Genomic DNA, 24281 nt, shown 5'->3' on the forward strand with positions numbered 1-24281 from the left:
TGTCGAGGATAGCATACATTTACATTGATTGCGACAAATGAGACAAATACGCCACTAAGAGGGCTTTATCATGACCGCTGCAACCGCTAAAAAACCTGTGATGCTGTGCGTTGATGACGAGCAAAGCATTTTAAGCGCTCTAAAACGGTTGTTTTTCCCGGTTGGTCTGGACATCGAGCTGGCGAACAACGGCCAGGATGCAATCAAAATACTTAAGTCAAAACAAGTGCATCTGATTATTTCAGACATGCGCATGCCCGAAATGAATGGTGCTGAATTTCTGGCAAAAGCTTTGGAGATCCAACCCGATGCTTACCGAATTCTGATGACCGGTTACAGCGATATGGCGTCGACCATTGCTGCCATCAACGATGGCCGTATTCACCGCTATGTGCAAAAACCATGGAACAACAAAGATTTGCTCAATACCGTCAAAGATGGCTTAAAGCTGTTTCATTTGGAGCAAGCCAATAAACGGATGCAGCACCAAATAAGTCAGCAAAACAATGAGCTGAAGGAGCTCAATCACAATCTTGAGGAGATGGTGCATCAACGGACCGCCCAGCTCAAAAAAACGCTGGCACAGCTTAGGGCCAGCATGGCACGCTCTGAGCAAGAAAAGCAAAATAACCTCGATATTCTGTACAACGTGATCAGCATTCACCCTTCCATCAGTGCCGGCTTTGCTGTCAATGTGGCCAACCTGGCTAAAGCCATGGCTGAAAAAATGCAATTGCCCCCCAAAGACATTGAAAGCGTAGCTTTAACTGCCCTGCTGCATGAAATTGGCATGATAGGACTACCGGCTGATTTATTGAGAAAACCCTATCACCAGTTGGAAGGACTGGAAAAACAGCAATTTATGGAGCACGCCTCGCATGCCGAGTTGATCCTATCACCTGCCCCTCATTTGCGTGCTGTGGTAGAGGGTATCTGCTGCCAGTATGCGCACTTTAATGGCACCGGCTACCCGGCCGAGCTAAAAGAAACACACATCCCTCTGCCAGCCCGAATTTTGGCGGTGGCCAGAGATTATTGGTTGCTGATGACCCGCCGAAGTTACAGCAAGGTGTTAACGCCCAAAGAGGCCTGCGATATGATTGTGCGAGCCAGTCATAGCTTGTATGACCCGGATGTGATCACTGCTTTTGAGGCTTGTTATAAAAAAAGCCGCGATATTTTTATTAACAGCATTCGCGATGGTTACAGCATCGATGAACTCAAACCAGGTATGCGGCTGCGCTCAACGCTTTACAATGAAACCAAAATCCTGTTGCTGCCAAAAGGCTGTGAACTGACGCCCGCTTTGATTGATAAACTGAAAAAATACCAACGTCAACACCATCAAGAATTGAAGATTGATATTGCTCCGGCAGAAACCACAGCAACAGCATCTGAGGCGCCGAATGCGCCAAGCGAGGCCTGAATGTTTGCCATCGACAGCCATCATATCAACGCATCAAGCACGACTGAGGCAGCAGAGCAGTTCAAGCAACTGCTTGCCAATAACAACCGTCAATTTTTGATTGGCTTTTGTGAAGCCAGCCTGCTGAAAGCCTTGCCGGACGATCTGAATCTGACGTCGCCCTGCTTGCTGGCCAGCTCTTGTTTGGGCAGCGCCAATGAACAACAGCTTTCCTTGCAAAAGCATAGCATTAGTGTGCTGCGCTTTAGCGACAAAGCAGGCTTTTATGGTGTGGCCAGCAGCCAGGAAGCCACCAACGTCCGCTCAGCTGCTGCCAACACGCTACTTAGTGCCATGAAAAAAAGTGGTCGCGGTCACTTGTCTCCCCAGCTGATTTGGTGCTTTCAAACACCAGGGCAAGAGGAGCAGGTGTTGCTGGGTATCCAGGACATCGTTGGCACCAAAGTCCCGGTTTTTGGCGGCAGCAGCGCAGACAACAGTATCGAAGGACAGTGGGGGCTGCATGATGGCAACCAAAAACTGTCTGAAGGCTTTATTATTGCGGTGCTCTATCCATCGGTACCCGTGCTCGGCTATTTTGGCAGTGGCTACGAGCTTACCGGGCTGTCGGGCACTGTGACAAAAGTCACCGGAAGGAAATTGCAAAAAATCGATGGCCAGCCGGCTGTCGACATCATCAACACCTGGCGCAAACAACGTGGTCACGCTACGTTTGAAGACGGCAATGTGCTGGCAGCATCCACCATGACGCCCTTAGCTCGCTTGGAAAGCAGCAGCGATATCCCATTGCTGCTGCTTAGTCACCCGGCGATGGCATCCAATGGCTGTCTGGATTTATTTTCAGAAGTGCATGAAGGCGAAACCTTGCATCTGGCATCCGGCACAAAGGATCAACTGATTGAACGTGGGCCTCAGGTCATTCAAACCGCCCGCGATATTGCCGAGCTGCGGGGCATGTTGCCACTGCAGGGAGCCATCATCATTTTTTGTGGTGGCTGCATGCTGGCCATTCAAAATGCCATGGCTGAAGTTCAGGCGGCAATGAAAGCAGAACTTCCCGACCTGCCGTTTATTATGGGCTTTACCTTTGGTGAACAAGGAACCTTCAGCGATGGCGAAAGTCGCCATGGCAACTTAATGATTTCTTGCACGCTGTTTGGAGGTGATCTTGAAACCTGATGAGAGCTTACTGGATAAACTGCATCAGCTTCAAATCAAGAATCGGGAGCTGGAACAGGTGCACTTGCTGCAGACCCTGATTCTGGATGGCCTGCATGTTATTTTAACGACCGACGACATCGATGCCCTGTTTGCACAATTCTTTGGGCTATTGCACCAGGCCTTGCATTTCGATGCTGCCATCATGACCCAGTTAAGTAAGGATCAAACCCAGTTATTGCCAGTCAGCTGCACAGAGTCCGATAGTATTGGCGCACTCAGCATTGTGCAGCACATCCACCAAAAAGGTATGGAGCGCCCGCTGAATGCCTTTCACATTCCTTTGCTGTTTGACGAGCCATTGTCTTTGGCATCTCCCTGGGCCGAGATGCATTCACTCCTGGGGATCGACATCCGAACGCAGTTTGCAGACTACCAACTGTGGATTTTTTCGTCTCAACGTGCTGCCTTTGGGCCCCATGATCTAACGTTATTGCAGCAGTTTTCCAGCTTTGCCGGCAGTACCATCAGTCAGGTAGAAAAACGCCGCCTGCAAGAACAACAAAAAGAACTGCAAGCCCGGCAAGATCAGATTGAAAAAGTGCTGATGTCCTCGGAGAAAATGGCCTCTCTGGGCCAAATGGCGGCTGGTGTTGCGCATGAGATCAACAATCCGCTTAGCTATGTTCTCAGCAATATTCAGAACCTTGCCTACAACCATGAGCAGCTGCATCAGTTAATCGATGCTCTAAAGCAAGCAGTTTCTGTCGACAAAGCCCAGTCCATACTTGATCATTTCCGTTACCAGGCCATTTGCGTCGATACCGACGACATTATGGCCGAAATGACTGAGGGAGCGACGCGGGTCAAAGACATCGTCAAAAGCTTGCGGCAATTCTCACATCCGGATAAAAGTAAAGTGGATGACATTAATCTGGCTGAACTGATTGACAACACCTTGCGGGTAGCCTGGAATCAAATCAAATACAGCGCACAGGTTGAAAAAAATTACGGCACCCAAAATATTGTCGTCACGGCTCGCTCCGCTCAACTGTCACAGGTATTGCTGAATATCCTGGTTAATGCGGCCCAAGCCTGCGATGACAACAGAGGACTCATTCAAATTACCTTATGCGAGGATAAGGACAACGCCTATATTGAAATTAAAGACAATGGCTGTGGCATCCCTGAAGACACCCTGAACAAGATATTTGATCCTTTTTTCACCACCAAAGCCGTTGGCAAAGGCACCGGACTGGGACTGGCCATTTCCAAAGCCATTATTGAGCAACACAGCGGCAACATTCAGGTGACCAGTCAACTCAATCAGGGTACCAGCTTTATGATCATGCTCCCGAAACAAGCTGACCTTAGCAACGATGATACCGATGGCTATCTTTAAGGCAGCGCGCCATGGCAACTGAACAGGACAAGCTTTCCGGTTTATCCAAAACCTTGTTTAGCATCTCTGAACTCAGTTATGCCGATTTGGCAGAAACCACCTACTTTGCCAGATTGCACCAATGTGTGCACCAACTGGTGCACTGCGATAACTTTATGATTGTGCTGTACCATCCTAGCCAGTCATCGCTGGAAATCGCTTATTTCGCTGATCAAAAAGACAGCTGCCCTGCCATCAAACATTTTGCGCTTGGGGATGGCATTACCTCCTATGTGATTCGTCAACGTCAGCCCGTGCTGCTCAATGCCGCAGACATTCAAGAGCTAATGCAACAAGGCGATATTTCCCGCGTACTTGGCCATCTTGACAGCATTGTCAGCTGGTTGGGCGTGCCTTTGCAGCTTGAAGATGAGCTTCTAGGTGTGCTGGTCATACAGAGTTACTCGAGCGACGTGCATTACCAAGCGGCCGATCTGGAGTTGCTTGCGTACGTTGCAACCCATTTGGCCGCGCATTTTGAGCGGCGCAAAGCGCATCAGGAGCGCCAGCAGTTGATGCAGCTGCTGGCAGAGAAAAACCAACAACTTGAGCAGGCATTGCACCAGCTCAAGCAACAGGAATTGTCGTTAATCCAACAACAGCGCATGGCCAGCTTTGGCAAGTTGGCAGAAAGTTTAGCCCATGAAATTAACAGCCCCTTGGGTTCAACTTTGTGCAACCTGCAACTGCTTCAGCATTATATAGATACCCTGCCTAAGGTGATCCCTGCACAAGCCATGCAGGCAATTGCTCAGCTTACTCCCGAGTTTCCGGAACTGCTGCTCGATGCCAAACAACTGGTTGCTGAAACAGAGAGCTCGGCCCGAAAAATTGAAGCCGTGGTCAAGCAACTCACCTTATTCCATCACCATGACAGTACCAGCAATGCACCGGTTCATCTCCATACGCTGCTGCAATCAGTTGCCTTGCTTCTGAAGAGCACTCACCATCAGCTGATCCCTGTGGAGATTGAGTGCCATGGCGCGTTACAGGTACAGACTAACAAGGCCAAACTGGTCCAGGTGCTTTTTGGACTGCTGGAAAATGCGATGGAACACGGCAAGCCCCCGCTTAAAATGCAGGCCTTAGTGGATGAGACGCAACAACATGTTTTGTTACGCGTGATCGATCATGGTTTGGGGGTTACTCCGACTTTACTGCAAGAGCTGCAACACCCAAATGACATAGCTGTATCTCATCAAAAGGGATTAGGCTTAGCGCTATGTATCCACACCGTGCAAGAATTAAATGGCACGCTATCACTGAAACCACAACAAAATGGCCACACCTGTTTTGAAGTGCAACTGCCAGTCAGTCCTGCTCAGTTGTAGTTGGCAAGCGCCTCACTGACTGTGTTGTTAAGAGATAAAAGCTTTGCCTGAAGCGCTTCGTATTCATCAGGTGTCGCACTTTGCTCACACTGTAACTGCTTTTCCATCACATCCAATGCCATGGCTACAGCCTCAGCCCCTATAAAGCGGGTTGACGATTTTAATCGGTGGCATAAGGAAGCCAGTGCAACAAAGTCACTTGCGCAATACGCTTGCTGCATTTCGGCCATGGTTTTGGTCAAAGACACAAGATAATCTTGCAACACTTCTGCCAGCCCCTCCTCCCCAACCAGTGCAACCACATTTCCCAATGCCAGAGGGGTTGATTGTGAGTCTGAAGCCAGCCAGCGACTTAAACCATCCCGCAGACCCTGAAGCGTAATGGGTTTGGTTAAGTGATCATCGAGCTGATGGTTGCGACTGCGCTCAATGTCTTCCGGCATCACCCCGGCAGACAATGCCAAAATCGGTTTGCGAAAGCCTTGTTGGCGCAGCAGCTTGGTGGCAGTAAGACCATCCATCACAGGCATTTGAATGTCCATCAGAATGATGTCGGGCTCCTGCAGTGCTACAGCAGCCAGGGCGGCCTTGCCATGTTCGGCTTCACGAACCGAAAGACCCAGCCGCTCCAGCATTTTTCGCAGCAATAAACGGTTGGTGCTGTCGTCCTCCACCAGCAGGACCTGCCCTTGCAATTGACCAGCAGGTGCTAAAGAGGCATTATCGGTTAACTCAATGGTAGCAGCAAAAGGCAAGCGCAGTTGGAATGAGAAACAGCTGCCCTCACTTGGCGTGGATTGCACCTTGAGCGCGCTCTGCATTTTGTTGAGCAACCCCTGGCTGATGAACAGCCCAAGGCCAGTGCCACCGAACTGGCGGGTTATGCTGGTATCAAGTTGGTGAAAGGCATGAAATAGCTGGGCAATGCTGTCCTCGCTCATACCAATACCGGTATCGGTCACTGCGACTTCCAGGGTGACGGCATCACTGTCTTTTTCCAGCACGCGAAACTCCACCGTCACTCGGCCATACTGAGTAAACTTAATGGCGTTGCCAACCAGGTTAATCATCACCTGGTTAAAGCGAAGCGCATCAAGCATCACTGGCTGGTGTAGAGCCGGATCGACCGAGACCTGCAAGCTTAAACCTTTGCGCTGCACCTGCAATTGCATCATGTCGTCCAGTTCCAACATCAGACGAGATAACCGCACAGGCTCTGGTTTTAGCTCAAGCTTATTGGCTTCAATTTTCGATAAATCCAGAATATCGTTGATGACCGACAACAAGTGAGACGACGCCTGCTGGATTTTTTGGTTAAAACTCTTGGCCTGGGCTGGCAAATCCAGTGCCTGCATTAACTCGCTAAAGCCGGTAATGGCATTGAGTGGCGTGCGTAATTCGTGGCTCATGTTGGCAAGAAACTGTGCTTTTACCTGAGCAGCAGACTCTGCCGCTTGCTTGGCGGTATCCAGTAATTGCATGGTTTCCATACGCTCTTTCAGGTTCACCAGCATTTGAGCAAACACAGTCAGTAGTTTGCGTTCCTGTTGATCGTAGTGGTGAAATCGACGTACCGAGTCAAAACCAACAAAACCGATTAATTTGCCCTGATGCCGCATCGGAATAGTGATGATGCTTTTTATACCCTGTGGCGCCAAAATGGCCTTAATCGGATCATTGTCTGGTAAGGCTGGTACATCGGGGTATAGCATCTGCTCCCCCTTGAGGTGCGCATTCAACCACTGTGGAATGTGCACGATCGACACATTTTGTAACTGTTCAATTTCCGCGCTGATACCTTCTGCGCACCATTCGTGCGTATTGCTGCAGGTATTTTGCTCAAAGTCGTATGAAAAAATATAAACCCGGTCGGCATCGACAAAACGGCCCATCTGCTCCAGGGTGTCGGCAATCAGGAGCTCGGCTTCAGCCAGAGGCACATTAATAAAGCGCTCGGCAATAGACAGCAGAATATCCGTTAATTCGCTTCCGGTATCTCGTTGGTTAGGATGGTGTTCTTGCTGCATATCAACCCCGAAAACCTTTAAAACAAAACCGAAAAGAAGTCCCGGCACCAGGCTGACTTTCTACCTGCATAGTTGCATCATGTTCCTGCACTATATTGTAAACTTCAGCCAATCCTAAACCTGTGCCCTGCCCAACCATTTTGGTGGTAAAAAAAGGTTCAAAGATCCGCGACAAGGTGTCACTGTCCATACCACAGCCATTGTCCTGAATCATCAGCTCTATGCTGCCTTGCTGCAGTGTGCAGCGAATTTTCAACAGGCCCATTGGCTGCATCGCCTGTAAGGCATTTAGAATCACATTAAACAGCAGCTGCCGAATGGAGGCTGCTTTGGCCCAAATCAGTGCATTCTGTTCAGGAAGCTCCAGCTCCACTTTCGCTTTGTATTTGATCTCGTTTTCCAGCAATGCCAGGGCCGAACGTATCACTGCCGACAAATCAAGTCCGACCCAGCCTTCATCATCGTAGGTAGCAAAGTCACGCAGGCTTTTGACGATGCTGCGAACGCGCTCAGTTCCTGCCAGCGACTCTTCAATGAGTTCGGGTAAATCCGACTGAATAAACGCGACGCCTAAACGTTCGTATAAGTCATTAAGAAGGGCGATAAACCGCGGTTCGGCTTGTTTCTGAATAATTTTTTGCTGTCGTTCCATCACGTTTATCAGCTTAGAGGTATAGTCCTGCATGGTCTCTAAATTGGAGCGAACAAAACCTACCGGATTATTGATTTCATGGGCAACGCCTGCTGCCAACTGGCCGATAGAGGCCATCTTTTCTGATTGCAGCATTTGCTGTTGCGCCTGCTTCAGTTCAGCATGCAGCTTTTGCAACTGCTGGTGTTCTTCTTCCAATGCTGCTTTTAGCTCACTTTGCTGCAAAAAGTAGATGGCCTCGGCGGTGACATCCGAAATCACCATGCACAGGTGTGAAACCTCGTCTGCCGGGTCTAAAAGTGGGATAAATTGCACATTTTGGTACATCGCAGACTCGTCACCGGTAATGGGGCGGCTGCTACTCATTGGAAAGACATGCGGACGCTGCTGCCAGTAGCTAAAGCTTGGATTTTTCAGGGCAAACACACTGTTGATTTTCCGCTTTAAAAAACGGATTTGTTCCGGAAACACATCATCCAGCAAACGCCCCGTTAGGTCCTCTTGCCGCAGTGTAAGACCGCCGGAGAATGCAGCATTAGCAAACACAATGGTTCTCGCCTCATCAATAATGCACACCGCTATCGGCAATTGCACCAGCACATGCTCTAGCTTGAGCTCGTTTTTTTTCATTACGACTCCAGCAAAGCACGAATAGGAATAAGCAACTGGTCGGTTGAGCCTTCACTTAAACCAATCAAAACACGCGTATCGAATTGCATTTGCTCAATTCGAAAGTCAACATCCATCAACAAAATAGAAGACCAATCAGCTCCTTGAGTTATTTTTCCAGGATAATAAAAAGCAGGCATGGCCAATTGCGCACTGAGCTCCAGTTGACTGGTAAAGCCATGTAAGCAAGCGGCAGATAAAATGTTCGTCACTTCAAGCACTAATTCTTCCGTTGCACTAAGATCCAGAGGCAACTCAAAGTCCATCAATTCGGCGATAGCTTCGCAGCCATTTTTTTGTATACTGGTTATGACTTCACCACGCAAAGCACCTAAAAATGATTGTCTGGCAAACCAACTATTGGACATTCCGTGAATCATGGCCTGAAAGTCTTGCGGCGTCATGGTCCGAATGGCGGGAACCGAAAGTGTTACCTTGGTTTGGATAAGACGCGCCATTGCATTGGCTGCCTGCCCCATAGAAATATTCATGATTTCTTGCAGAGCATCACGCTCGTCTTCAGAAAGGTTAATCATAATAATCCTACTTCGTACAGGGTCTCACGTAACTCAACCATCTGAAGAGGCTTTTTTAAAAACCGAAAGGCGCCTAAGGACATCACCAAAGCTTGCGCTTCCGGCTGAATGTCCGCACTGATAACAATGACAACCGTTTTCTCATGATGATCATGCAGTACTTTCAGCACCTCAAAGCCATTCATTATAGGCATTTGTAAGTCTAAAAATAGCATTTCGGCCAAGCCAGCATTCACTGCTTCTATGGCTTCCAAACCATTTTGAGTTTCGTGGATGTCGACATCCCAGTCTAACGGTAAAGCACGCCGGATAGCCTTACGCGATAAGGCTGAATCATCTGCAATCGTGACCGGAATTCCCATGGCAGTACCCCACCGTCTGAAAAGACCCTAATGTCTCATTTGTCCCATGCTAACCTATTGTAGGCTTTTAAGCAAAAACTTTTATTGTTCTGGAAAACTGGCGCGCTAAGGATGCCAGCATATGCAATATAGTTCGTCAGAATTTTAGACAAAAAATATCATAGATTTATCAGAGTAATATTCAGCTTTACTCAGGCTGTCTGGAGGAATGTCCGCTAGTATAGATTTCAGGGACTTTCAGGATGTCGGAGTACAGACAGATGCCTAAGGACGATGTCAGTAAATGGCTGGATATGCAACATAGCTTTCGAGCCAACCTGCAGCAAAAAACAACCCAGCTCACTCAATGTTGGCAACTGTATCTTACCAATGATGATTTTACAGCCCGTAACGAGTTAAGACAATTGTGCCGAAAACTGGCCGGTGCCGCTGAAGTCTATGGCTTTAAGGGAGTAACGGACAGTGCAGGTCAATTAGCTGACTTGCTTGCAAAACCCTTCACCGACGAATTGACCCAACGCATTCAGGAACACAACTGCATGGAGGTGTTGCAAGAACAACTTAGCAGCACACATCAAAACAAAAACTTAAACCACTCAGAGCAGCGCTGCTATTCACAAGGGATAGCCGCACCTTGTGTTTTGCTGTTTGATTCGGAGCAGCTGGCCGCTGAAGCACTTGCTTTGGAGCTCGGTGGCCATGAATTTAACCTAATCATCGAAACTGATGAAGCAAACTTGTACGACACACTGTTACGCACCAAGCCAGAAGTCGTCCTTTGTTGTATAGCACTGAATCAGCAACACTGCTTGAGCATCGAAGCCATCCGAAGCAGCCAACATCAACTGGGTTATCAACCTTCGGTGATCTGCTTTACCGACCAGGATACCTTTGAAGCACGACTTGCAGCCACCAGAGCCGGTTGTCAGCACTTAATGCTTAAACCTCTGGAAGCAAAGCAAGTCCTTCACCAGCTTAATAAGCTTATTTTTAAAGAGAAGGCTGAGCCCTATCAGATCTTGCTGGTAGATGCTGATTCGGATGTGCTGCGGTTTTATCGTCATGCTTTAAGCATGGGAGGTTACACGGTTGCCACCGCTACAGAGGGTAAAACAGCGTTCGAGTTAGCTGTACAAATGAAACCCGAACTCATGTTGATCGATTTAAACCTTCATGGTTGCAGTGGCATTGAACTGGGTAAAATCGTACGACAACACCCTGAACTCGCCAATATACCGTTGATTTTTATGTCTCAACAAAACGACATTACCGAGCATATGGCCGTAATAGATCTTGTGGGTGATGACTTTATTCAAAAACCTATCGCGCCCTGGCGATTATTAATGACTGTAGAGGCGAGAGTAAAACGAAGCCGCCTATTAAAACAGGAACAGCGTGCTGTCATCCAGCGTCCTGAGCTCATGCAACACATTGATACACTGACTGCCCTACCGACTCTTTGGCAGCTTAAACGTGAGTTGCAAAAAAACTCAGAACAGCAGAACACACTCTGCCTGATGAAACTGGACCTGGATCAGTTTCATTTAATCAATGATGTGTATGGCCGCGAAACCGGCGATTTGGTATTGCAAACCGTCGCCTGGCAGCTCGCCCAACTGCTGAGTGAACAGGATCATCTTTATCGGGAAAGTGGCGATGAGTTCTGGCTGCTTTGTCGTCAACTCACTACCTTAGAACAGGCAGCTGAGTTCACCGAACACATGCTGCTGGTGTTAGAACAAATCTCCATCAACTTTGATGTCAGCATTCATTTTACTGCCAGCGTTGGGATTTGCCTGGTTAGCGAACCGCAATCACCCGATGCGTTGCTTCAACATGCCAGCACAGCGCTTTACGAAGCTAAAAAAAAAGCAGGCCATCAGTACCGATTCTATGACCCACAGCAACAGCAAAAAATTGATTTGCGCCAGCAACTCACTCAAACTATTCGTCATGCTATTAGCAAAAAGCAATTTACCTGTGTATTTCAGCCAATTTTTTCAGCCCAAAATAAACTTGCTAGCTTTGAGCTACTAGCCCGCTGGCAACATCCGGAGCAAGGCACTATATCGCCGGCGCTGTTTATTCCGTTGTTGGAAGAGCAAGGTTTAATAAGCTATCTGACCCGCCAGATGCTGGATTTGGGATTGCCACAATTAAAGCAATGGCGTAAAAAATGGCCTGATCTTTGTTTGAATATCAATGTCAGTGCCCAGGATTTAGCCGATCCTGAATTGTGTGAACAACTGTTAGAACGAATGCAGCAACATGACCTTCCCAATAAAGCACTGGTCATCGAAATCACTGAAAGTATTTTGATACAAGCAGGTTCTGGCTCATTTGAACAATTAAGGCATTTAGCCGAACAAGGTTTTGCCATTTCATTGGATGATTTTGGGACGGGTTACTCTTCGCTGAGTTACCTGGATAAGTTGCCGGTAAGCCGGCTCAAAATCGACCGAAGTTTTGTTCAACGCATTGATGAAAACAAACAGGATAAACTTCTGCCAGCCATCATCCATCTGGCCAATGATCTGGCACTTGAAATTACCGCCGAAGGGGTGGAAACCAAGGCTCAATTTGACTACCTGAAACGCTATGGTTGCCAGCGTTATCAAGGATACTTGTTTAGCAAGCCCTTAATGGCCGAAGACATTGAGCGTACCCTGTGGTTTCAAGCAAAAGAGTCGGTTTATTCCAAATAGATGCAATCAATCGGACAAACTGCTATGCAAGTGGGTGCATCGTAAAACCCCACGCACTCGGTGCAAAGCTCTGGCACTACCTGGTAATGCTCTGTACCCATCACAATCGCCTGGTTCGGGCACTCCAGCACGCACATGTCACAATTGATGCAGCTGACTTCAATCACCGCTGTCATACACTAGCCTGCTGCTCGTTGCTCTGAGCCCGCATCCAGCGGCTGCAGTTGCTTCAGCAACATGGCGTGTTGCAGCGACTGTCGCCGAGGTAGATGCACTTTAAGCTGATAACAGGCTCCAGGTGCCAGCACGATGTCGTGGTTTTGCTTGTCACGCAGGGCCTCAAGCACAAAACGCTGATTACCGGCCGGGCTCATCAGCACCAGGTGATCGCCAAGGGCAAACTGGTTCTTCACCTCAACCAACGCAAAGCCATCGGCATCCTGCTCTGCAATGAACTCGCCGACCAATAGCTGTTCACCAATGCTGTGGCTAGTCTGGTAGTTTTGCAACTCGTGCGGCAAGTGTCGCCGTAAAAAACCTTCGGTAAAACCACGATTAGCCATGCCATCCAGTTCGCTGAGCAGCTCAGGATTGAATGCCTTGCCCGCCGCTGCATCATCAATCGCTTGGCGGTACACCTGAGCGGTGCGCGCAACATAATAGGGTGACTTGGTACGGCCTTCGATTTTCAGCGACTGAACCCCCATTTCAGTCAAGGCTTTGACATGAGCGATAGCACGCAAGTCTTTGGAGTTGAGGATGTAGCTACCGTGCTCATCTTCTTCCATGGCCATCAGCTCACCGGGGCGACCCGGTTCTTCAATCAGTACCGGCTGGCTGACGGGTTTAAACTGCCCTACCGCATCTTCTGTGGCGGCATGTACCTGATAGGGCCAGCGGCATGCATTGGTACAGGTACCCTGATTGGGATCCCGCTTGTTGATATAACCCGACAACAAACAGCGACCAGAGTATGCCATGCACAAAGCACCATGCACGAAAACCTCCAGCTCCATCTCTGGTACCTGTTGGCGAATTTCGGCAATTTCTTCGACCGCCAGCTCGCGCGATAAAATGACCCGCTCTACCCCCTGCTGCTGCCAGAACCGAACTGCGGCCCAGTTCACTGTATTGGCCTGCACGGACAAGTGCAGTGACATATGTGGAAAGTGCTGCTGTAACAGGTAAATTACCCCAGGATCAGACACGATTAGTGCATCTGGCTGAAGCGCTACAACAGGGGCCATATCCTCAACAAAACGGCTTAACTTGCTGTTATGCGGGGCAATATTAACCACCACATAGAACTTTTTGCCCAGTTGATGCGCTTCGGCGATTCCGGTCGCTAAAGTCGGAAGATCAAACTCATTGTTGCGCACCCGTAAACTAAAGCGCGGCTGGCCGGCATAGACCGCATCGGCACCGTAGGCAAAGGCAAGGCGCATGGCTTTTAAACTGCCAGCAGGCGATAGTAATTCTGGTTGCTGTGATTGCATGACATAGCTCATCTGTATAACTGCCGCGCATACTACGGATTCAGCACCATCGGCCTTTGATCCAGCGCAAACAAGTTGCAACTTCAGAGTGTCTGCTACTTGCATGCCTCAGGTGCTAAGAAGCGCACATTGTTAACCCTTGCCTTGAAAAATACAAAGTGCTCGTCCGTGCCGAACATGTTGCCGGCTTCCACAGCAAATGGAACCCGAAAACCCTGAACTTCGCGAAAATCGGACAATGAGCCTCCAAAAGGTTGAAAGCGGTGGATTTTCTCAGGATTCGCATCACTCCACCGCATGAACTGCACCACCTCGGGTCGCCCATTGGTATCGACCTTTACGTCAACCGACTGGGACAAATCGTTGTGAGTGACAGTGACGCGGGCAGTATTGTTATCGCGCGCTTCCCAGACTATCCCCGGTCCTGGTAGCAGAGCTGCCGGTGTCCAGAATACGGCCTCGGCAACATAGCGACCATACGCAGCAAGCGTATGGTTGCTATCGCCTCCCATGCGGGCAACCGGAATTAATCCTAAAATTCGAAAGCGCGTCCAACGCCCTGTATCAGAGCCAGACACCGATACGACTCCGGGCATCTTGACCTTCCAAACAAATCCCAAGGGGGCAGCCAGTATTTGACTGGCAAACATCGGTTGATAATTTGGATTGTCCCGATTACCAAGGCTAAATTCGCCCCCCATATCGATTTCGGCCACAGTCAGCAAAGGGGTACCAGGTATAATGGCAAAATTAAAGAACCGCTGCGCCGGTTCAGGCAAATTTGCGACCATACCAGGATCATAGGCAGCACACCGGGTCGGCTGAGCTGTAGCCAAGAGTGCCCATTCGATACGATCAGCGCGTTCATCCCACAAACGAAGCCCCAACAATGCGAGAATGGATAACCCAACGATACCAAACAGGACATACATAACTACCTTCCTTTGTTGTTGTCGCTCACCCAGCAAGTCTGCAGTTAGTATCAAGTAATAGCAATATCCAATTGGTCCGTTCCTTGAATCCCTGCAACGAACTTGTTGTACTGCAGATATCACTTCGCGCAGAACAAAAGCTCCGAGCTGTCGATTAATCGGTGTCGTCCAATCGCTAATCGGCCTATACTGCAGCATAACTTCACGGTAGCGAAGGTTTGCATGCCTGATTCCATAGTCCCGCCACAACACACAGTTCAATTACGCCAGCAAGCGGAGCAGCAACTCAAAACCGGAACTGCGCCTTTAAGTGCTGCCTTTAACGCCAGTGCCGATGCCCTGGCTGTGCTATACCGACTAAGCAGTTCGGCCAACACGGCCGGTGATGGGCTTAAGCTGCTGCATGAATTGCAAACCTATCAGGTCGAGCTGGATCTGCAGCTGGAGCAACTGCAACAAAATGAACGAGAGACCAGCCAACAACTGGCCTGCTACCGGCAGTTGTTTGACATGGTGCCGCTCGGCTGTTTGATGCTAAGACCGGATGGCATTATCACAGACGCCAATGCCGCCGCCAGCCGTTTATTGGTAAGCAAAGTCGTGCAACCACATCAGCAGTCACTTAACCAGCCCATCTGTGGCAGCTTTCTGCCATCGCTGCTGGCGGCAAGCTGCAGCCCCATGCTAAAGGCTGCGCTGACCAGAGTGCAACGGAACCGGCAAAGTGCGAGTCTGATTGTGACCACCGCAGCTGATGATGGCAGCTCTGCGCCGCCGTGCAATCTGCATCTGACCATGCAGCTAAGCCCGGATCATCAAAGCATCCTGATCATGCTGCATGCATGTACCTAAGCGTGTGCACTCAGTGAAAGTAGCGAATACCTCTGCAAACCCTGCTATCGCAAGCCATATCGTCGGCCTGGGTGCCTCGGCCGGCGGCCTCGATGCACTCAATCAGTTTTTGTCACACACCCCGTCAGACAGCGGACTGGCCTGGATTATTGTGCAGCATCTGGATCCAACCCAAAAAGCGATGTTGCCAGAACTGCTGCAGCGGGTCACCACCATGAAAGTGCAGGAAGCGAAGGAAGGCATGGCTATTGCCGCCAACCAGGTGTACGTGATCCCCCCCAATGCCGAGCTAAGCGTACAGGATGGCGTGCTAAAACTGAATAAGCCAACCGAGCCACGAGGTATGAGGCTGCCGGTCAATATCTTGTTCCAATCACTGGCCGGCGCTTTGGGCGACACTGCTATTGGGGTTATTTTATCCGGTATGGGCAGCGACGGCACTCTGGGCGCTCAGGCGATTAAAGCGGCAGGAGGCCTGACGGCAGTGCAACAGCCTGCTTCAGCACAGTTTAACTCGATGCCCGAATCCGCCATTGCAGCTGGTTGCGTCGATATTATCGCCAGAGCTGCTGAACTGCCTGAGCGGATCCTGGCGGTGCTTTCACAGATACCTTCGAAATCGCAGCCTGAGTCAACCGCAACAATGACAGTAAGTCAGACCTGGCAGCCAGAACTGCAAAATAGCGCATCAGCCAGCGTACTGCAGCACATTATCACCCAGCTGCAGCGCCATAGCGGACATGACTTTTCGCTCTATAAAACCAGCACCTTGCTTCGGCGCATCGAGCGGCGAATTGCCATTCATGGGCTTGATAGCATGCAGCAGTATGTCCGCTTTTTGGCCGACAACCCACAAGAGAATGACTTGCTGTTTAAAGAGCTACTGATTGGCGTCACTCATTTCTTTCGTGACACAGCCGTTTGGGACTATCTGGCTGAAAGTGCCTTGCCAGCACTGCTCAACCAACAAAGCGACCAAACGGAGCTGCGGGCCTGGAGTATCGGCTGCTCAACCGGTGAAGAGGCCTACTCGCTAGCCATGGTGTTTTGTCAGCTGCAAGAGCAACAGCCTGAATTTCAACGATTTAGTTTAAAGATTTTTGCCTCCGATCTTAGCCCGGATGCCATTGCGCGGGCACGGCGTGGCCACTACCCACTAACTATTGCCGAGCAAGTCTGCAGCAGACGGTTAGCGCAGTTTTTTATTCGGCATGACAACGACTACCAGATTAAACAACATATTCGCGATATGGTATTGTTTGCCCAGCATGACGTGATCCTGGATCCACCCTTCACCCGGCAGGATTTGATTATCTGCCGTAATCTGCTGATCTACTTTGATGCTAAATTGCAAAGCAAATTACTGCCATTACTGCATTACAGCCTACGAAGTAACGGCATTTTGTTGCTGGGCAGTTCAGAAACCATTGGTCGCCACCATGATTTATTTGCCCCTGTGCAGGCAAAACTACGCTTCTATCAACGCCAGGATCCACTGGTAGCCAGTGCCCGTAATCTGCCGGTGCATTCGTTTCCCCCTTTATCTACATTGACCAAGGAGCATCCGGTGCCGACTAACAAACAAGCACCCCCACCGACGGACAATTTGCAGCAGGCTGCCGATCAGGTGCTACTGCAGGTGTACGCCCCTGCCGCTGTGGTCCTGAACCGTGCCGGCGATATTGTGTACATCAGCGGGCGCACCGGCAAATACCTGGAGCCTGCCGCAGGAAAAGCCAACTGGAATTTCCATGCCATGGTGCGCGACAGCCTGCGCGCTCCGCTAGCCCTGGCCTTGCAACAAGCGGCCTCGCACAGTGCCCCCTTGCAATTGCACCGGTTACCACTTTCGGCCGGCGACAACGCCATGCAGGTCGATGTTAGTGTGCAAGCCTTGCATGAGCCAGCCGCCTTGCAAGGCATGACCATGGTGGTGTTCCGTGATGTCAGCGCCAGTGATGGTCAGGATCCCGCTGCTGGCCTGGATATTTCACTGGCAGCAGTGCAGCAACAGTACCTGGATGAAATTCAGACCTTGCGCGAAGAGGCCCGCACCTCCAGGGAAGAGCTGCAATCCAGCAATGAAGAATTGCAATCGACCAATGAAGAGTTGCAATCAACCAACGAGGAGCTGACTACCTCCAAGGAAGAGATGCAATCGATGAATGAAGAGCTGCAAACCATCAATACCGAATTGCAGACCAAGCTGGACGATCTGGCTCTGGCTCAGAGCGATCTGCAAAACACCCTGAACAGTGTCGAAATCGCTATTTTGTTTTTGGATCAACAGCTGAATGTGCGGCGTTATACCGAACGGGCAGCCAAGATCATTAATCTGCGTGAGAGTGATCTGGGCCGGCCCTTAAGTGATCTCACCAGCAGCCTGCTGTATCCGTCGCTGCATGAGGATGCGCTCGAAACCTTGCGCACACTGAAGTTTTCTGAAAAACAGATCCCGACCAATGATGAGCGCTGGTTCAGCGTGCGTATTATGCCGTATCGGCGGCTGGATAATGTGATAGATGGTGTGGTGATAACCCTGGTGGATATCAGCGCCACCAAAACGCTCGAAGCCGAACTACGCGGCTAATCACAGCGCATACAGGCAAACAACTTGCCATGGCTTAGGGAGCTTTGCGACAGCCAAATCACCTTAACGGTGATCCGGTGAAACCGCAGCTCCCTGGTATTTATGGCTTGACTTAGCCACCATATAGCTCTTTGGCACGACGGCCGATTTCCTGCTCCGATACATCCTCGATATGAGTAGAGAACATCCAGTTATGGCCGAAAGGATCCTGCAAACAGGCCATGCGATCGCCATAAAACTGATCGGCCGGCGGCATGGTTAAAATTGCCCCCGCGGCAACGGCTTGTGCCACCAGGCCATCGACATCCTTAACGTAAATCATCACGCCAACTGGGGTGCCATTTAACATCGGCGGGCTTTTGGTGCCCCAGTCATCGCTTTGCTCGCTCAGCATAAACAGCGCCTGCCCCAGCCGCATTTCTGCGTGCATCACAGCCCCTGTTGGCATCTCCATCTTTAGGATAAGCTCAGCGCCAAATGCCTTTTGGTAAAAACCAATCGCATCAGCGGCATTTTTAATGGTGAGATATGGAATGGCTCCGTTGTAGCCTTCCGGTATCGGTTGAATCGGTGACATGGTCCTTCTCCTTGTTGCTTAGCCCTCTATTCGTCGGGCATTTGAATTCACCAGAACAGCAACCAACTCTGGCGTGGTGAAATTATAGTCGGTCAAATCCTGCACAGTTTATAGTTCAATACATCAGGGCTTACTTAACACCCCCCATCCCCACTACCACCGCCATCAGCGCCAGAACCAGACGATGATTCACTCTTACCGCTACTGTAAGAAGTGCTTAGACCGCCGCCAATGTCACCATGACCCGCTGAGCCGGTTTTGCTCTTACCGGCAAAACCCAGCACTGTGCCAACAATCAACGTAACGGTGCCGAAAAAGAAACCCAGAGGTGCAATCACCCCACTAAAAACCGACGTAGAGGTCAGGTCGCTGTGCCAATACAACCAAACAAGCAACAGAATCCAGAGTATCTTTTTTAGCATCGGCTCAGGCCTCGCTATCCGGCGCTGGAACGAACCTGGCAAATGCCTCCGCTTCGGTCAGGTTGTTGCTGTGCTCGTTGTAACGAACACTCATCCGATGGTGATCTTTTGCTGTTACTTTAACAGAACCACATAAACACTGTACTTGCATCGAGTTGCCTCCCCCGTTTTTTTACTATACGAGAAAAATCCGGCCATTGCCGGATTTTTTCCCTCTGCTGAGCAAGTCAGTCTGCCTGGCTTGCCTGCTTTGGCTTTACCCAGGCTCGCAATGCCAGGATCCAACTGAAGTCAGCTCCGGCCCGCTGCGCTCCCTGATGGCAATTCATGCAGCTGTCGTACTGATGGTAGGTTTCCATCGTTACATTTGCCAACTGACAAGCAGGAAACGGCATTCCACCTGCCTGCGCCGGCGTGCCATCCTCGCAACCAAAATCATCATTGGTTGGGTTGGGTGGTGATGCCGATGGCAAAGTCGGCCATTGGGTTCCTATCAACTGGTAGTGCTGCCAGACGGTGCCCTGCATCAGCTGCCGGTACTGCTGATTCAGGCCCGTTGTCGACATATCAGGCTGTCCTGCAGGTGGTCTTGGGGTATCCGGTATGGCCGACAAGCGCAGCACATTGATCGGTTCAGGGTTAAAGTCATCCGCGGCAGGAACTCGACTGGAGCCCGGGTGTGCTGCCGGATTGGCGCGGGTGATGCCTGGCACACGTTTATACAACTCGGGATCATAGTACGAGGCTTGCATCCCGGCTGGGGTGCTGAGGTCTTCCCCCAGATTATCTACCTGCTCAAAAGTCGCCCAGACCCACTGCGGGAAGTTAGGGGTTTTCTGGGCGATATGAAAGCCGACCAAACCAGCCACTATCGGCTGGCAATCACACACCAGCATCTGGCTCAGTTCATTGGTACCACAGGTTCCCGGGACCGTTGCCAGAGCCTCTAACTGAAAAAAACGTTGCCGGTACGGTGCTGGTACTTTCGCCAGATCGCGCCAGGCGGCTTTCACCTCCAGCACCCCAGGGCCTTGCCCGAAGCTGGATGCCGGCAGCGTGATTTTGCCGGAAGCTGGCCAGTTGGCTTTGTTGTAGTAACCGTGCTGACGTACATAATCATACAGTACCCGATTAACCCGCACTTCATAGCGGGTAAAGAGCCCGGTTTGATCCGGTAAAGGCCCGCCAAACGCCTGATTGATTTCATCGGCTATGGTGCCCATCTTACTGCCAGTCATCAGCACACTCCGGCCCTGGTGCTCCAGATTACGACAAGCAGCAGCACCATTGGGTTGTTCCCAACCAACCGGCGAATCGCCATTTTGCAAAAAAAGATCATTGGCGGTTTTAAACCCCAGCCAAACCGGCTGCCTGCCATCGATGTAGTGACCAAAAGCTGCCGGATCGTCAGGCCGAAATGGTTTGCCGTGGCTATCAGGTACAGACGGCCACATCAAGGCAATAAAGTTTTGCCACATAAAGAAATCAAAATACGGCCGATTATCCACCGGAAAGCCAGCAAAAGGCTGAGCCGGCACCTCAGGAAGCAACTGCCCCGACAAATGTGGCTTTAATGGGTAAGGGTAACCCGGGCTTTCAGCCAGCACCGGAAAGGCAAACAAACAGAGCATAAGTACCAAGCCAACATGCTTCATCTCAGTGTCCTCCCTGACAAGACTGCGGGGCACCATCCCGGGCATGTTGCCAGTATTGGCCAAACGCCACCCACATTTGCAGCGAGGTATCAAAGCTAATGGTATTTGGGAAAGAACCACTGACTGGCCCCATCGGGTACTTCAGGTTTTGAAAGTAAGCGACATTCTCTGCCGAATACTGCTCACACTGACCCTCAAAGCCAAAGATATTTGGCGAAAATGGCTCTAACTGGCGGCCATCCGGGCTGGCGAATGCATTGCCATGGCACGACAAGCAAGAGGACAGTTTATTATCGACCGGTCCCGCCAGACGCTGATGGCAACCGAAGTGTTCTGCCTGTACATTGATATCCGACTGATTTAACACCGATTGCCTTGCCGGGATGCTTTCTGCCTTTGGCACCGCAGGAAAAGTCCAGGGATCCATGCCCCACTGCAAGCCCACCGGGCTTAAATTATCCCAGGGCGTTTCACCATTCATGCCGGCGTTGTAAGCAAAGGTGCCATAGACCCAGTTGGTCGGTGAGCGGGAGTCCACCACGGCCACATCCAGCTGCACCAAATGCACAGCTTGCGGCTTACGCTGACAGAGAAACTGATTGTTCTGCTCGATATGCCGGTTTGCCATCCATGCCGGTGAACCAGCAAGGTAAGCCACATCCTCTGGCGTGACGGTAGAGAACAACAGTTTGGCCACAACAGTCCCCTCAGGAAACGGTAGCCCAGCCTGAGTCAACTTGCCGGCATAGTCGGTCATCACCGGTTTGCCATCCTTCGCCCAGGCCTGCCCCAGCGCATAGGCTCCATGCGGGTTGTAGACGCCAAAAGCCCAGGTTTCAAAACGGGGTTCAGCCATCGACTGGTCTGCTGTCGGCAGACCATGCAGGCCGCGCTTACCAAAGAAATCCGACAGCACCGCCGTTCTTTCGTTGGTCAGGCCATGAATAAACTCGCGGCCTGTGGTGGGATCATATGCCATCCAGGGCACATGAAACCAGCGAGTGCTGCCATCCACCTGCACTTTCCAGCCCTGCTCATTGCGCAAATACGGATCCTGTTGTTCACGCACATAATTCAAAATATGCATGATGTAATCCTGCCACTGTTGCTCCCATTCCGGCACACCCTGTGCAGTAAAGTCGGTGTTAAACAAATCGGCCGGGCCATCCAGCCACTTGCACACCGACTTGTCGCACGGCTCCGGCATAGTCGTTGGGTAATCGTGGCTTAACTGAAACACAGGCCCCTGCCAGCCAGCCGGTGGTGCTGAAACAGCATTGCGCCAGGCCAGCTCCGCAGGCGTTGCGGCCTGCAGGTTTAAAGCAAAGCTCAGTACCCAGGTACTTACAACAGCGGTTAATTTTATCATTCTCGTTATCCTTGTTCTGCAACATGCCAATTGGGTATAGCGAAGGCCCAAAACAAAGACGGGATAAAGTTCTGAGAAATTTACGATAATGTTGAACAGAGGCCAACAAAGGGCGCGCTTGTTACATGCCCAGCCAGACGTTATGGGTGATGCACCGCCCACTCCTTTTGGGCACGTTGGCGGTCCGGATCTGGCACTGCCATCACCGATGCTATTGTCTGGATATAATACTCCGGTAATTGCACTTCCTGCGCTCCCACCAAGACATGATGTTTGTACCAGTCGAATGGGATCACATCATCCCGGGTGCGAATCGCGTAGTAGATTAAGGCTTCAAGGCTGTGGCCATCGGCGTGCTGCACCCAAACCTGCCTGGCATTGTAGCCCGTGCCTAAGCTTTCGGCCTGATCCAGCACCGGCCGCTCGGCCGGATCCATCTTATAAACCGCTCCCAGCACCTGATGGCTGCTATCACCGGTAAAAAATGCATCGCATTTGGCCGAACCATCGGTACTGGCTTTGTGAAACCGTAGCTGATAGCCCGGAAGCCGATACACGCCAAGCCGCTCAGCGCTCGGGACCCGCTGACGCAGCCGGGCCAGCGACAAGTTAGATCCATAGGCAAAATACAGCATCCTAACGCCCCCTGTTTTCGGCAATACGGGCGGCTTCGATCTCAGCCAATTTGGCATCCAGCTCAGCCCGGCTTAACCATTGGCCACGCACCATCACCCCGGCTGGCTGGTAGAGCACCGATAAGTCATCCAGTGGGTTTGCATCCACCAGCAACAGGTCGGCTCTGTGGCCGGCTCTCACCTGGCCAAAGCTATCCTGATCGGCAAAATACTCGCCCACCAGCACAGTGCCACTGCGCAGAATATCGTAGTGGCTCATGCCGGCAGCGGCCATCAGCGGCAACTCACGGCGCAGTGATAAACCCGGTACACTGTATAGCTGCGGCGCATCGGTACCCATCAAAATAGTCACCCCGGCCTGATACAAAGCACTGAGCAAACGCTGACGGTTTTCGGCATGAATGGCGGCCGTTTCACCGGTGTAGTAAGCACCACTGGCCGAATCCAGATAGCGCCGCCAGCCGGACAGGACCCGGGCCGGCATGTATTTTAGCTCGTCAAAACTTTCCAGGTGCTCGCGATCAGCGGCGCCGATAATGGTCTGCCATAACGCCTGAGTGGGTACCACGGCAACCTGGTACTCTTTGGTCAGAGCTACCAGCTCAGCCATATCCTGTTCGGTTAAGGGCGTATCAAAACCGCCAAGTGCCGCCATATACCCATCCAGATGATCGATGGTACGACTGCCAAGTTTGATCGCCTGCTCAATCCCAACGGCTTCCGGCACATGGCCGGCAAAGTCAATGCCTTGCTTCCTGGCTTCATCGGCAATGGCCTGATACTGCTCCAGGTTCAGCCCGGGGTGAATTTTCAATAAATCCCAACCTTCAGCTTTGTGCTGTTGCACACGCTCGCGGGCTTGTTGAGGCGAAGTAACCGTATGCTGATTAAAGCTCGGGCCAGCCAGATACAAGGTTGGTCCCAGCCGCTTGCCGCTGGCAATATCCTCTTTTAACCGCAGCTGATGCTCATGACCCAACATGCCTCGCACTGTGGTCACCCCTCCGGCTAAGTAAAGCAGCAGCACATCATCCAGATAGCGCGCCGGCATACCGCTAAAATCCACGGTAGGCGGCACATGACCGTGCATTTCTGCCAGGCCAGGCAGCAGGTAACGGCCCTGGCCATCAATGACGACAGCCCCTGCCGGGATTTCCAGCTCCACTGCCGCAGCTACCGCCAGAATGCGATCACCTTGCACCAATACCCGTTGATTCAGCAGCAGCTGATCCGAATCCATCGGCAACACCTGTACATGATCAAACACCGTTATCAGCTCTGTCGTAGCCGCGCTTTTAGCCTGAGCAGGCAATGAAATGATGGCCAACAGCATCAGGCAGCTGAAAAAAAAGCCAGAGCGCACCATAAAAGAAATCCTCTTTTATACCAACACGATGCGCCAAGTATGGTCAGCCACTCCCTTTTACGCAAGCCAACTGCTGTCGA

The 24281-nt window shown here is 50.9% G+C and carries 21 protein-coding genes; 7 read left to right on the top strand and 14 right to left on the bottom strand.

Annotated elements, in window-relative coordinates; translation table 11 throughout:
* Positions 1 to 70: 70 nt before the first annotated feature.
* Genes JJU14_RS10120 through JJU14_RS10135 form a run of 4 tightly spaced genes read left to right on the top strand, consistent with a single transcriptional unit; the run spans position 71 to position 5356 of the window.
* Complete coding sequence (locus JJU14_RS10120) at positions 71 to 1426, top strand: HD domain-containing phosphohydrolase (protein ID WP_228613146.1); 1356 nt, start codon at positions 71 to 73, stop codon at positions 1424 to 1426.
* Positions 1427 to 2605 carry an FIST N-terminal domain-containing protein gene (locus JJU14_RS10125; protein ID WP_228613148.1) on the top strand — a complete coding sequence of 393 codons (1179 nt, stop codon included), beginning with the start codon at positions 1427 to 1429 and terminating at the stop codon, positions 2603 to 2605.
* Positions 2595 to 3986, top strand: a complete 1392-nt coding sequence (locus JJU14_RS10130; RefSeq protein WP_228613150.1) for an ATP-binding protein — start codon at positions 2595 to 2597, stop codon at positions 3984 to 3986. The genes JJU14_RS10125 and JJU14_RS10130 overlap by 11 nt, the downstream gene beginning before the upstream one ends.
* An 11-nt stretch (positions 3987 to 3997) precedes the next feature.
* Positions 3998 to 5356 (top strand): ATP-binding protein, encoded by a 1359-nt coding sequence (locus tag JJU14_RS10135; RefSeq protein WP_228613152.1) that lies wholly within the window; start codon positions 3998 to 4000, stop codon positions 5354 to 5356.
* Here JJU14_RS10135 and JJU14_RS10140 read toward each other — a convergent pair.
* Genes JJU14_RS10140 through JJU14_RS10155 form a run of 4 tightly spaced genes read right to left on the bottom strand, consistent with a single transcriptional unit; the run spans position 5347 to position 9602 of the window.
* Positions 5347 to 7383: a GAF domain-containing hybrid sensor histidine kinase/response regulator gene (locus tag JJU14_RS10140; RefSeq protein WP_228613154.1), complete on the bottom strand. Its 2037-nt coding sequence runs from the start codon at positions 7381 to 7383 to the stop codon at positions 5347 to 5349. The genes JJU14_RS10135 and JJU14_RS10140 overlap by 10 nt on opposite strands.
* 1 nt (position 7384) lies before the next feature.
* A complete protein-coding gene (locus JJU14_RS10145; RefSeq protein WP_228613156.1) occupies positions 7385 to 8665 on the bottom strand; it encodes an ATP-binding protein in 1281 nt (426 codons plus the stop codon).
* Positions 8665 to 9240, bottom strand: a complete 576-nt coding sequence (locus tag JJU14_RS10150) for a chemotaxis protein CheC (protein ID WP_228613158.1) — start codon at positions 9238 to 9240, stop codon at positions 8665 to 8667. Before JJU14_RS10150 ends, JJU14_RS10145 begins: the two co-directional genes overlap by 1 nt.
* Positions 9237 to 9602 (bottom strand): response regulator, encoded by a 366-nt coding sequence (locus tag JJU14_RS10155; RefSeq protein WP_228613160.1) that lies wholly within the window; start codon positions 9600 to 9602, stop codon positions 9237 to 9239. Before JJU14_RS10155 ends, JJU14_RS10150 begins: the two co-directional genes overlap by 4 nt.
* A gap of 242 nt (positions 9603 to 9844) precedes the next feature.
* On the opposite strand from JJU14_RS10155, the gene JJU14_RS10160 reads away from it, so the two are divergent.
* Positions 9845 to 12307: a GGDEF domain-containing phosphodiesterase gene (locus tag JJU14_RS10160; protein WP_228613162.1), complete on the top strand. Its 2463-nt coding sequence runs from the start codon at positions 9845 to 9847 to the stop codon at positions 12305 to 12307.
* On the opposite strand, the gene JJU14_RS10165 is transcribed toward JJU14_RS10160, so the two are convergent.
* From JJU14_RS10165 to JJU14_RS10175, 3 genes are all read right to left on the bottom strand, one after another.
* The gene (locus tag JJU14_RS10165) at positions 12295 to 12483 is read right to left on the bottom strand and encodes a 4Fe-4S binding protein (RefSeq protein ID WP_228613164.1); all 189 of its coding nucleotides are present in this window, start codon (positions 12481 to 12483) and stop codon (positions 12295 to 12297) included. The genes JJU14_RS10160 and JJU14_RS10165 overlap by 13 nt on opposite strands.
* Before the next feature lie 3 nt (positions 12484 to 12486).
* Entirely contained in the window at positions 12487 to 13803 is a 1317-nt protein-coding gene (gene yegQ, locus JJU14_RS10170) for a tRNA 5-hydroxyuridine modification protein YegQ (RefSeq protein WP_228613166.1), read from the bottom strand.
* A 95-nt stretch (positions 13804 to 13898) separates the two neighbouring features.
* Positions 13899 to 14735 carry a DUF6544 family protein gene (locus tag JJU14_RS10175; protein ID WP_228613168.1) on the bottom strand — a complete coding sequence of 279 codons (837 nt, stop codon included), beginning with the start codon at positions 14733 to 14735 and terminating at the stop codon, positions 13899 to 13901.
* 222 nt (positions 14736 to 14957) lie between these two features.
* On the opposite strand from JJU14_RS10175, the gene JJU14_RS10180 reads away from it, so the two are divergent.
* Both JJU14_RS10180 and JJU14_RS10185 read left to right on the top strand, forming a co-directional pair.
* Positions 14958 to 15587 (top strand): PAS domain-containing protein, encoded by a 630-nt coding sequence (locus JJU14_RS10180; RefSeq protein WP_228613170.1) that lies wholly within the window; start codon positions 14958 to 14960, stop codon positions 15585 to 15587.
* Entirely contained in the window at positions 15574 to 18177 is a 2604-nt protein-coding gene (locus tag JJU14_RS10185) for a chemotaxis protein CheB (RefSeq protein ID WP_228613172.1), read from the top strand. The genes JJU14_RS10180 and JJU14_RS10185 overlap by 14 nt, the downstream gene beginning before the upstream one ends.
* A gap of 112 nt (positions 18178 to 18289) precedes the next feature.
* Here JJU14_RS10185 and JJU14_RS10190 read toward each other — a convergent pair whose 3' ends face one another.
* The 7 genes from JJU14_RS10190 to JJU14_RS10220 all read right to left on the bottom strand — a co-directional run bounded on the left by JJU14_RS10190 (position 18290) and on the right by JJU14_RS10220 (position 24201).
* Positions 18290 to 18754, bottom strand: coding sequence for a VOC family protein (locus JJU14_RS10190; RefSeq protein WP_228613174.1), 465 nt, complete (start codon positions 18752 to 18754; stop codon positions 18290 to 18292).
* Between the two features lie 134 nt (positions 18755 to 18888).
* Positions 18889 to 19176: a hypothetical protein gene (locus JJU14_RS10195; protein ID WP_228613176.1), complete on the bottom strand. Its 288-nt coding sequence runs from the start codon at positions 19174 to 19176 to the stop codon at positions 18889 to 18891.
* A 4-nt stretch (positions 19177 to 19180) separates the two neighbouring features.
* On the bottom strand, positions 19181 to 19327 hold the full coding sequence (locus JJU14_RS10200) for a hypothetical protein (protein WP_228613178.1): 147 nt from the start codon (positions 19325 to 19327) through the stop codon (positions 19181 to 19183).
* A gap of 76 nt (positions 19328 to 19403) precedes the next feature.
* Positions 19404 to 20831 (bottom strand): hypothetical protein, encoded by a 1428-nt coding sequence (locus JJU14_RS10205; protein ID WP_228613180.1) that lies wholly within the window; start codon positions 20829 to 20831, stop codon positions 19404 to 19406.
* Position 20832: 1 nt separating this feature from the next.
* Positions 20833 to 22200 carry a hypothetical protein gene (locus JJU14_RS10210; RefSeq protein WP_228613182.1) on the bottom strand — a complete coding sequence of 456 codons (1368 nt, stop codon included), beginning with the start codon at positions 22198 to 22200 and terminating at the stop codon, positions 20833 to 20835.
* Positions 22201 to 22340: 140 nt separating this feature from the next.
* Complete coding sequence (locus tag JJU14_RS10215; RefSeq protein WP_228613184.1) at positions 22341 to 22835, bottom strand: gamma-glutamylcyclotransferase family protein; 495 nt, start codon at positions 22833 to 22835, stop codon at positions 22341 to 22343.
* 1 nt (position 22836) lies between these two features.
* Entirely contained in the window at positions 22837 to 24201 is a 1365-nt protein-coding gene (locus JJU14_RS10220; protein ID WP_228613186.1) for an amidohydrolase family protein, read from the bottom strand.
* Between the last annotated feature and the right edge of the window lie 80 nt (positions 24202 to 24281).

This window comes from Alkalimonas sp. (genome assembly GCF_020831925.1).
Lineage (GTDB): Bacteria > Pseudomonadota > Gammaproteobacteria > Enterobacterales > Alteromonadaceae > Alkalimonas.